This window comes from Bradyrhizobium sp. AUGA SZCCT0176, assembly GCF_018130145.1.
Classification (GTDB): domain Bacteria; phylum Pseudomonadota; class Alphaproteobacteria; order Rhizobiales; family Xanthobacteraceae; genus Bradyrhizobium.
In genome coordinates this window covers 85,293-95,153 of sequence record NZ_JAFCMB010000019.1, presented here as the reverse complement: position 1 = coordinate 95,153, position 9,861 = coordinate 85,293, and the positions used below count along the sequence as shown (strand labels likewise).

Here is a 9,861-nt window from a genome sequence, read left to right as displayed (position 1 = left end):
GCCATCCCGTCCTACTCAGAAGGGCGTCGGCCGTCGTCACGGACGTTGGACGGGTTGCGGTGGACGCTGGTTTACGCCTCGACGACGGCGTGGATGAGCGTACGGCAAAACCGTGTGGTCCTGGTGCCCGTTGCAGGCGTCAAGCTGTCGGTAGGCGAGAGCTGAACGGCAGCGACGGAGTCAACCAAGAACTCGTCTCCGGGGAGATCACGGCATAAGCCGTAAAGCCATTGCGCAGGGAAGGCCGGGTGTTCTCCGCTGCCCTGTATGCTCGTGTGCAGCCTACTTAGTGCAAACCGCACACGGGACCGCGGGTGCAGCGCGCACCCGGTCTTCCCTGCGCCCTCTTATTTAGGAGGGTAAGGAATTTCTGGCAAAGCTCGGACGCAATGCGTCGCGAGAATGCAAAACTGCGTTTGGATGACGGTGCAACAACAAACACCGCCGTCGTCCCGGCCTTGAGCTCAGATGCGCAATTGCGCATCGGGGGACCCATAACCACAGGAAGAAGTTTTGCGGATGGTCTCTGCTACCGAGCCTCATCGAGGGATCACGCGGTATGGGTCCCGGCGTTCGCCGGGACGACGAGAGGAGCCAGCGCCGAATGCCTTCGCCCCTAGTTCAACACCCGCTTGTTATCCGGGCTATCCAGCGAAAATGTCGGCACGTCGATCTCGAATTTCTCGCCGCTTTCGTTGACCATCTGATAGCGCCCGGTCATGAAGCCGGACGCGGTGGGGAGCGGCACTCCGGAGGTGTATTCGAAGCGTTCGCCGGGGGCCAGCACCGGCTGCTCGCCGACCACGCCTTCGCCGCGGACTTCCTGCTTGCGGCCGGTGGCGTCGGTGATGATCCAGTGCCGCGTCCGCAGCTGCACGGTCTCATTGCCGGAATTGGTGATGACGATGGTGTAGGACCAGAAATACTGGCCCTTCGCGACCGACGGGTGGTCCGGCATGAAGTTCGGTTCGACGGTGACTTCGATCTGACGGGTGACGGCGCGGTACATGAATAAAAGCTTCCAGAATCCTGTGCCGCATCATAGCCAAGAAAGCCGATGGAACCAATCGCGGGGCCGGCCGGCAGGGGCGGGGCGTCCACGCTATTCCATCCTTGTTTCAACACAGTTTCGCCCTAAGGCGCACCCGCGCGGTCCAGATCGCCGTATCTGGCTTGTCTTGCGTGCTTGGGGGGCCGATATTGTGCCCTCGTGCCGTGCAATTTGCGTCAGATTCGCTGCCAAAACGGTGCCCGATGTCGTCCATTGCCGATCAAATTACCGGACCATCCGTGAGTAACGCCGCGGTAACCTCCGCGCCGGCGATCACGCTGCCGGCGGCCGGCGAGCGCGAATTGCGGCTCGATCTGTTTCGCGGGCTGGCGCTGTGGCTGATCTTCATCGATCATTTGCCGGCGAACATCCTGACCTGGTTCACGATCCGCAATTACGGCTTTTCCGACGCCACCGAGATCTTCATCTTCATCTCCGGCTATACCGCGGCGTTCGTCTATGGCCGCGCCATGCTGGAATCCGGCTTCGTGATCGCCACCGCCCGCATCATGCGGCGGGTCTGGCAGATCTACGTGGCGCATGTGTTCCTGTTCACGATCTTCCTGGCGGAGATTTCCTACGTCGCCACCAATTTCAACAACCCGCTGTATTCGGAAGAAATGGGGATCATGGATTTCCTCAAGCAGCCGGATGTCACGATCATCCAGGCGCTGCTGCTGCGATTCCGTCCCGTCAACATGGACGTGCTGCCGCTCTATATAGTGCTGATGCTGTTCCTGCCCCTCATCCTGTGGCTGATGAAGTGGCGGCCCGACGTCTCGCTGGCGCTGTCGGTGGCGCTCTACGCGGCGACCTGGCACTTCGATCTGTACCTGTCGGCCTATCCGAACGGATTCTGGGCCTTCAATCCGTTCGCATGGCAATTGCTGTTCGTGTTCGGCGCCTGGTGCGCGCTCGGCGGCGCCGAGCGGATGTCGGCGATACTCTCCTCGCGGATCACGATGTGGATCTGCATTGCCTATCTGCTGGCCGCCTTCTTCGTCACGTTGACCTGGCACATCCCGCAATTGAGCCGCTTCATGCCGAAGCTCGTCGAGCAGTGGATGTACCCGATCACCAAGACCGACCTGGATGTGCTGCGGTTCGCGCACTTCCTGGCGCTGGCGGCGCTCACCGTGCGCTTCCTGCACAAGGACTGGCCGGGGCTGAAATCACCCTGGCTGCGACCATTGATCCTGTGCGGGCAGCATTCGCTTGAGATATTCTGCCTCGGCGTCTTCCTCGCCTTCGCGGGGCATTTCGTGCTGGCCGAAATCTCCGGTGGAGCGGGCCTGCATTTCCTGATCAGCGTCGTCGGGGTACTCATCATGTCCGGCATGGCGTGGGTCATTTCGTGGTACAAGCATTCCGCCGACAAGAATGCCTCGAAGAAAAAGGGCGCTGTTGGCAACGCCGATATGGCGGGAGGGGGCTGATGAAGTCCAACCCGGTGATGATCCTGGGGCTGACCTTGATTGCCGGCTTGCTGGCCGTGGCTCCCGTGCGCGCCGAGGATGCCCCTGCCAATTGCGAGGTTCCGGCCTATCTGCTGACGTCCGAGAGTAAGTTGCCTAAGGTCGAGACGGCCATTGCCGGCGACCGCCGGCTGGAGATTCTGGTGGTGGGCAGCCGGTCGTCGACCATCGCGGCGTCCGAAGCCAGCGCCTATCCTGGCCGGCTGCAGGTCATGTTGAAGGAGGCGCTTCCGAAGGTCGCGGTGAACGTATCCGTAGAACTACAGGTCAAGAAGACGGCCGAAGAGGTCGCTGGCGGACTTGTTAAGCTCGTGGAAGTAAGAAAGCCTACTTTGGTTATCTGGCAGACCGGCACCTACGATGCTATCCGATCGATCGATCCCGATGATTTCCGCGCCGGTGTTGAAGAGGGTGTGGCTGCGTTGCAGAAGGCGGGGGCCGACGTGATCCTGATGAATCTGCAATACAGCCCGCGCACTGAAACGATGATTTCCGCGCCGCCCTACCTGGATAATATGCGCGTGGTGGCGCAGCAGCACGACGTTCCCCTGTTCGACCGCTTCTCCATGATGCGGCACTGGAGCGACGCGGGAGACTTCGACCTGTCCAGCACGTCGCATGGCCCTGACCTTGCCAAGCGGGTGCACGATTGCCTCGGCCGCGCGCTGTCGAAATTCGTGATCGACGCGGCGCATGTGAACCCGGCCCAGCAGAATTGAGGAACTAGCGTAAATGAGTCGTTACTGCCCTTTTTTGCCGTCGACATCGCTGGCAGCGTTCGCCATCGCGGCGACGGTGCTGATGATGCCGGCGTCCGTTTTGCCGGTGCAGGCGCAGGCGACCCAGACCGCCCAGCAGGCGACGCTGTCCGACACGGCCAAAACTGAAGCCGCCAAACCGCCGGCGGCGCCGACCACGGGTGCGGGCAGCGTGGCGGCCGCCGAGCCGTCCGGTCCGGCGGCGCAAAGGAGCGTTACCGGCAAGGCGATCGACAAGGCCAAAGAGGTCGCGAAATCGGCCGCCGACATTTTCAGCCGTGTTCCCTGCCTGCCGCCGAAGGGTGGCGCCAAAAAGATGGGATCGCTGCCGCGTGTCGCGGGCAAGCTCGCCGCGGGCGAGCCGGTGGTGATCATCGCGTTCGGATCGTCGTCGACCGCGGGCTTCGGCGCGACCTCGCCGGAGTTCAACTATCCCAACCGCCTCGCAGCGCAGCTGCACCGGCAATATCCGACCGCCGACATCACCGTGATCAATCGCGGCCAGGGCGGCGAGGACGCGCCTGAAATGATGAAGCGGCTGCAGACCTCGGTCATCGACATGCATCCGGACCTGGTGATCTGGCAGGTCGGCACCAATGCCGTGCTGCGCAATCTCGATCCGGCTGAGACCATCAAGCTGGTGGAAGACGGTGTCGCGCGCATTCAGGCGACCGGCGCCGATCTGGTGCTGATCGATCCGCAATATTCGCCGCGCGTCAACGAACGCGCGGAGAGCGCGGGCAAGATGATCAACCTGCTCAACAAGGTCGCCGAACTGCGCAAGGTCGGCATCTTCCCGCGCTTCGAGGTGATGCGCGACTGGCACGAGAAGCAGGCGATCCCGATGGACAATTTCGTCATCGCCGACGGCCTGCACATGAGCGACTGGGGCTACGCCTGCTTCGCGCAGCTGCTCGGCGACGACATCATCCGCTCGGTCGGCCAGATCAAGCTCGGCGTCAACGTGCCGTCGAACGTCCGGACGTACCGGCCGATGTGATTACTGTCGCGGCTACACACCGCTGTCGTCCCGGCGAACGCCGGGACCCATACGCCGCGGCCGCGCTGATTTAGGCGGTGCACGACGACTTCCTTAACTCACAACGCCCTGTGGTAATGGGTCCCGGCTTAAGGCCGGGACGACACCTGTTGTGTGGCTACACGTGCCGCTCAGCAGCTCACGCCTTCTCCAGCGCTTGCGCAAAATCCTCGATCAAATCATCGGCATGCTCGAGCCCGGCGGAGAAGCGAATGAAGCCTTCGCTGATGCCGAGTTCGGCGCGCGCCTCCGGCGTCAGCCGCTGATGCGTCGTGGTCGGCGGATGGGTGACGAGGCTCTTGGCGTCGCCGAGATTGTTCGAGATCCGCGAGATCTGCAGCGCGTTGAGGCAGCGGAACGCGGCCTGCTTGCCGCCCTTGACCTCGAAGCCGACCAGGGTCGAGCCGGCGCGCATCTGCCGCTTCACCAGTTCAGCCTGCGGATGATCTGATCGCCCGGGATAGATCAGCCGCGAAATCTTCGGATGCTTCGCCAGTGCATCGGCAACCTTGCCGGCGGTCTCGGTCTGCGCGCGTACACGTACCGCCAGCGTCTCCAGTCCCTTCAGCAGCACCCAGGCGTTGAACGGCGACATCGACGGGCCGGTATGGCGCATGAAGTTATGGAGGTGCTCGGCGACGAAGGCTTCCGAGGCCAGGATGATGCCGCCGAGGCAGCGGCCTTGGCCGTCGATGTGCTTGGTGGCGGAGTAGACAACGACGTCGGCGCCGAGTGTCAGCGGGCTCTGCCAGATCGGCGTGGCGAACACATTGTCCACGATCAACCGTGCGCCGCCACTGTGCGCGATCTCGGCAATCGCCGGGATGTCGAGCACGTCGAGCGTCGGATTGGTCGGGCTCTCCAGGAAGAAGGACTTGGTGTTCGGCCGCAACGCGCGCTGCCACTGGTCGAGATCAAGACCGTCGACCAGCGTCGTCTCGATCCCGTAGCGCGGCAAGAGATCCTGCACCACGTAAAGGCAGGAGCCGAACAGGGCTTTCGAAGCGACCACGTGGTCGCCGGCCCGGAGCGGTGCGAGGATCGCGGTCGCCACCGCGGCCATGCCGGTCGCGGTGGAGCGCGCGGCTTCCGCGCCCTCGAGTTGGATCATGCGGCGCTCGAACATCTCAATCGTCGGATTGGAATAGCGCGAATAGATAAAGCCGGGCTCCTCGCCCTTGAATCGGGCCTCGCACTGCTCCGCGCTGTCGTAGACGTAGCCCTGGGTGAGGAACAGCGCCTCGGACGTCTCGCCGAACTGCGAGCGTAGCGTGCCGCCATGGACAAGGCGGGTTTCGGGACGATAGCGGGTGGTAGACTTAGACTCAGGCATGTGACCTCCATCGTGACCACCATTGAAAATGGTCACAAAAAACCGGCCTGGAAAAATTTCCACAGGCCGGGATCACACGTGTCCCCGGCCTGTTTAGCGACTTATTTAACGTGGCTGCAAGCCGGCCGGCTCAAATCACCACGGGATAAGTCATGCTGATATTCCCTCGTGCCCTTTTCGTCAAGCCGGCCATCGGATAACCCCTAAATGCCCATATTTATGAGGTTTGGATGACATCTGGGTCATCCTCCCGGGCTCCCTTGAGGACCGCCGTGCCTTTCACGCTGCCGCCCGACGCCAACGGAATTCTGCCCGACCGCATGATCGCGGCGATGGCGGATGCGGGCCTGATCCTGCCGGCCTATCCCTTTGTCGAGAGCCAGATCCAGCCCGCGAGCCTTGATCTTCGCCTCGGCGACATCGCCTACCGGGTGCGCGCGAGCTTCCTCCCGGGGCCGGGTGCGACGGTCGCCGAGCGTATCGACGAGCTGAAACTGCACGAGATCGACCTCACTGACGGGGCGGTGCTGGAAACCAACTGCGTCTACATCGTGCCGCTCCTGGAGAGCCTCGCGCTGCCGCCGGAGATCGTCGCCGCCGCCAACCCGAAGAGCTCGACCGGGCGGCTCGACGTGTTCACCCGCGTGATCGCGGACGGCACCCGCCGCTTCGACATGATCGGCGCCGGCTATCACGGGCCGCTCTATGCCGAGATCAGTCCGAAGACGTTTCCAGTGCTGCTGCGCGAGGGATCCCGGCTGTCTCAAGTGCGCTTCCGCACCGGCGACGCCATCCTCAACGCGGACGAGCTGGACGCGCTGCATGAGGCCGAGCGGCTGGTCGATATCGACGACGCCGATCTCGCCAATGGCGTGGCGCTGAGCGTCGATCTGAGCGGCGCGAATTCCGGCGGTTTTGTCGGCTACCGCGCCAAGCGCCACACCGGCGTGGTCGATGTCGACCGCCGCGGCGGCTATGCGGTCGATGAATTCTGGGAGCCGATCGCGGCGCGCCCGGACGGCAGCCTGATCCTCGATCCCGGCGAGTTCTATATTCTGGCGTCGAAAGAGGCGGTGCAGATTCCACCGGATTACGCCGCCGAGATGGTGCCGTTCGATCCTCTGGTCGGCGAATTCCGCGTGCATTATGCCGGCTTTTTCGATCCCGGCTTCGGCTATGCCGGCGCCGGCGGGCAGGGCTCGCGCGCCGTCCTGGAAGTGCGCTCGCGCGAAGTGCCCTTCATCCTCGAGCACGGCCAGATCGTCGGCCGTCTGGTCTATGAAAAGATGCTGGCGCGGCCCGACGCCATGTACGGACAGCGCATCGGCTCGAACTATCAGGCGCAGGGCCTGAAGCTGAGCAAGCATTTCCGGCTGTAGCCTCGCTCTCTGTCATTGCCTGCGACAAACGCGAAGCGTTTGCGCAAGGGAGCGTTAGCGAAGAAGCAATCCATGCTCTCCACGCGTAGTGGCATGGCTTGCTTCGCTGGCGCTCGCAATGACGGCTGATATATGCTCGTCGCCAACAACGAATGAAGGCGGGAGAGAACATGAGCGGCGAGCAAGCAGCCCGGGAAGCGCAATGGGCGAAGTGGCGCAGCGTGGCCGATCTCTGTCACGCGTTCTTCACCGGCCTCGTTCTCACCGTCGTCTCCCGCCGCGGCACGGCGGACGCCGCCGAATTCGTGTTCCGGGTGTTTCGCCGCCAGCAGCAGGAACGCTTCCTGCCGGGGCTGGAAAAACTCGGGCTCAGCCATCTGCCGCCGGCGGTCGCGGCTGCGCAGTATCATTATCTCTCGAACTGGATCGGCGGCGTTCATGTCGAATACATGTACGAGACCGATCGCAAGGCCTGGATCCGTTATCCGCCGCCGCGCTGGATCTGGCGTGGCACCGCGATCTGCGGCGTGCCCGGCGAAGTGTCGCGCGCGATGCTGCGCGGATGGCACGGCAATAACGGCGTGGCGCTCGGCAATCTCAATCTCGGCTTCGTCTGCACGAAGCAAAGCGTCGACGGCCAGGACGGCCTCGAAGGCTATTACTGCGAATATGATCATCCGCTGGACCTTGATGCGCGGATGGTGTTCGCGCGGCATCTCGAAGCGCCGCGCTTCGATCCCGCCACCGCGCCGGCATTGCCTGTTGCAAGCTGGCCGAAGCCGCGGTTGGAAAAGGCCTATCGCAACTACGCGATGGAATATGTGAAGACCGCGGCTCCCGTGATGGTGCAATGCTTCGGCCCGGAGGATGCCCGATATCTGTTGCACCTCACCGGCAAGCTGATCGGCATGCAATATTTCGACGAGATCGCGCAAAACCTCGGGGCGAGCCGCGGCGGGCCGAAGGAATTTGCCAGCTTCCTGCGTGCGCTGTTCGAGGCGCAGGATGATGCGGTTGAGATCAGCGAGTCCGACGGCACGTTCGAAATCCGGCAGCAAAGCTGGAAGCTGATGGCCGATGTCGGCGATTATCACCCGGCCTGCGCCAGCGTCCTGCAGGGATTGTTCGAGGGTCTGGCGGCCGGCTGCGGCCGCCATATTCCGGTCCATTTGAAGCCGCCAACCGGCGGAAAGGCACCGTTCGTCTGGTCGATTGGCTAAAGGGAGCGCGCTCGCCTGCAATCGCGCAGGGCCCCATTGCGTTGCGCGCACGCGGAATCAGGCCTTGCCGTGCTAGGAAACAGCTCGGCGCAGCGAGATAATGCGCCCAAAATATTGAATGGGCGCGCGACCTTAAGGTTGCCTTTCGCGCGCGGGAGCAGAAATGTCCGATATCGGCGTTGCCGAAATTCCCGTCGACGAGGAAGAACGTCCGCTGCCGCCACCGCCGCCGCCGGCGAAGAACGCGCTGATCGACGGTCCGATCCTGCGCACGCTGCTGTGGCTCGCCTGGCCCAACGTCATTGCGCTCTCGGCCGGCACCTGCGTGGTGATCGCCGAGACGTCCTATATCGGCCGGTTAGGGGTGGAATCGCTGGCCGCGATGGCGCTGGTGTTTCCCTGCGTGATCCTGACCATGACGATGTCAGGTGGCGCCATGGGCGGCGGCGTTGCGTCGGCGATCGCGCGCGCGCTCGGCGCCGGTGATACCGAGCGGGCGTCGGTGCTTGCCGCGCATGCCTTGCTGATCGGCCTCTGCTTCGGGCTCGTCTTCATGCTGGGCATGCTGATCTTCGGCCCCAAGTTGCTGGAATTGCTCGGCGGCCGCGGCAACGTGCTGACGCAGGCGATCGGCTACACGCAGATATTCTTCGGCGGTGCTGTCGTGCCGTGGCTGATGAACACGATGGCCGGCATCCTGCGCGGCACCGGCAACATGAAATTGCCGTCGCTGCTGATGCTCATTTCCGCCGTCTGCCAGATCATCCTTGGCGGCACGCTCGGTCTCGGCCTCGGGCCGATTCCGCAGTTCGGCATGCGCGGCGTCGCCGCCGGTTCGCTGATCGCCTTTATGGTCAGCATCTCCGTGATGACGTGGTATCTGTTTTCCGGCCGTGCGCGCGTCGTTCCCAAGCTCATCGGCCTGCGGATTCGCTGGGCGATGTTCATCGACATCCTCAAGGTCGGCGCCATCGCCTGCTTCTCGCCGCTGCAGTCGGTGCTGACGATCAGCATATTCACCTACATGCTGGCGGGTTTCGGCACTGAAATCCTGGCCGGTTACGGCATCGGCGCGCGGCTCGAATTCATGCTGACGTCGATCGCCTTTGCGGTCGGCATCGCGACGGTGCCGATGGTCGGCATGGCGATCGGCGCGCAGCGCATCGCGCGGGCCCGCAGGATCTGCTGGATCGCGGGAGGCGTGGCCTTTGTCGGGGTCGGCGCGCTTGCGACCTTGATCGCGATCTTCCCCGACATCTGGGTCAATCTCTTCACCGACAATGCGGGCGTGCGCGCCGCAAGCCGGCAGTATCTGTCTACGGCGGCGCCGATGTATGCCTTCCTCGGCCTCGCCACGACCTGCTATTTTTCATCGCAGGGCGCGGCCAAGGTGCTCGGCCCCGTGCTGGCGCAGACCGCGCGGCTAGTGTTCATCATCATCGGCGGCTGGTGGCTGTCGACGCACGATGCCACCGCCACGGACTACTTCATGCTGACGGCAGCATCGATGATGCTGCTCGGTCTGCTGTCCTGCGCAAGCGTGATCCTGACGCGGTGGGGACCGAAGCAGGGTCCCCTTGCCAAGGCTCGTCCGGCGCTGTCGTAG

At 63.4% G+C, this 9,861-nt stretch carries 8 protein-coding genes and 1 riboswitch; of the genes, 6 read left to right on the top strand and 2 right to left on the bottom strand.

The annotated features are described in order from the left end of the window. Positions 1-616: 616 nt before the first annotated feature. Positions 617-1,009: a Co2+/Mg2+ efflux protein ApaG gene (gene apaG, locus JQ600_RS30220; protein ID WP_212265336.1), complete on the bottom strand. Its 393-nt coding sequence runs from the start codon at positions 1,007-1,009 to the stop codon at positions 617-619. A 245-nt stretch (positions 1,010-1,254) separates the two neighbouring features. Between apaG and JQ600_RS30215 the strand changes: the two genes are divergently transcribed. Genes JQ600_RS30215 through JQ600_RS30205 form a run of 3 tightly spaced genes read left to right on the top strand, consistent with a single transcriptional unit; the run spans position 1,255 to position 4,284 of the window. Then, positions 1,255-2,487 carry an OpgC domain-containing protein gene (locus tag JQ600_RS30215; RefSeq protein WP_212390678.1) on the top strand — a complete coding sequence of 411 codons (1,233 nt, stop codon included), beginning with the start codon at positions 1,255-1,257 and terminating at the stop codon, positions 2,485-2,487. After that, entirely contained in the window at positions 2,487-3,245 is a 759-nt protein-coding gene (locus JQ600_RS30210) for an SGNH/GDSL hydrolase family protein (RefSeq protein ID WP_212265334.1), read from the top strand. Before JQ600_RS30215 ends, JQ600_RS30210 begins: the two co-directional genes overlap by 1 nt. Positions 3,246-3,258: 13 nt before the next feature. Further along, positions 3,259-4,284, top strand: coding sequence for an SGNH/GDSL hydrolase family protein (locus tag JQ600_RS30205; RefSeq protein ID WP_212265333.1), 1,026 nt, complete (start codon positions 3,259-3,261; stop codon positions 4,282-4,284). A gap of 178 nt (positions 4,285-4,462) precedes the next feature. Here the strand turns inward: JQ600_RS30205 and JQ600_RS30200 are convergent, their stop codons facing one another. Then, entirely contained in the window at positions 4,463-5,656 is a 1,194-nt protein-coding gene (locus JQ600_RS30200) for an O-succinylhomoserine sulfhydrylase (protein WP_212390679.1), read from the bottom strand. Between the two features lie 72 nt (positions 5,657-5,728). Continuing rightward, positions 5,729-5,808, bottom strand: a riboswitch (SAM riboswitch). A 78-nt stretch (positions 5,809-5,886) separates the two neighbouring features. On the opposite strand from JQ600_RS30200, the gene JQ600_RS30195 reads away from it, so the two are divergent. From JQ600_RS30195 to JQ600_RS30185, 3 genes are all read left to right on the top strand, one after another. Further along, on the top strand, positions 5,887-7,035 hold the full coding sequence (locus JQ600_RS30195) for a 2'-deoxycytidine 5'-triphosphate deaminase (protein WP_249133844.1): 1,149 nt from the start codon (positions 5,887-5,889) through the stop codon (positions 7,033-7,035). 170 nt (positions 7,036-7,205) lie between these two features. Then, entirely contained in the window at positions 7,206-8,255 is a 1,050-nt protein-coding gene (locus JQ600_RS30190) for a hypothetical protein (RefSeq protein WP_212390680.1), read from the top strand. Between the two features lie 163 nt (positions 8,256-8,418). Beyond that, a complete protein-coding gene (locus JQ600_RS30185; protein WP_212390681.1) occupies positions 8,419-9,861 on the top strand; it encodes an MATE family efflux transporter in 1,443 nt (480 codons plus the stop codon).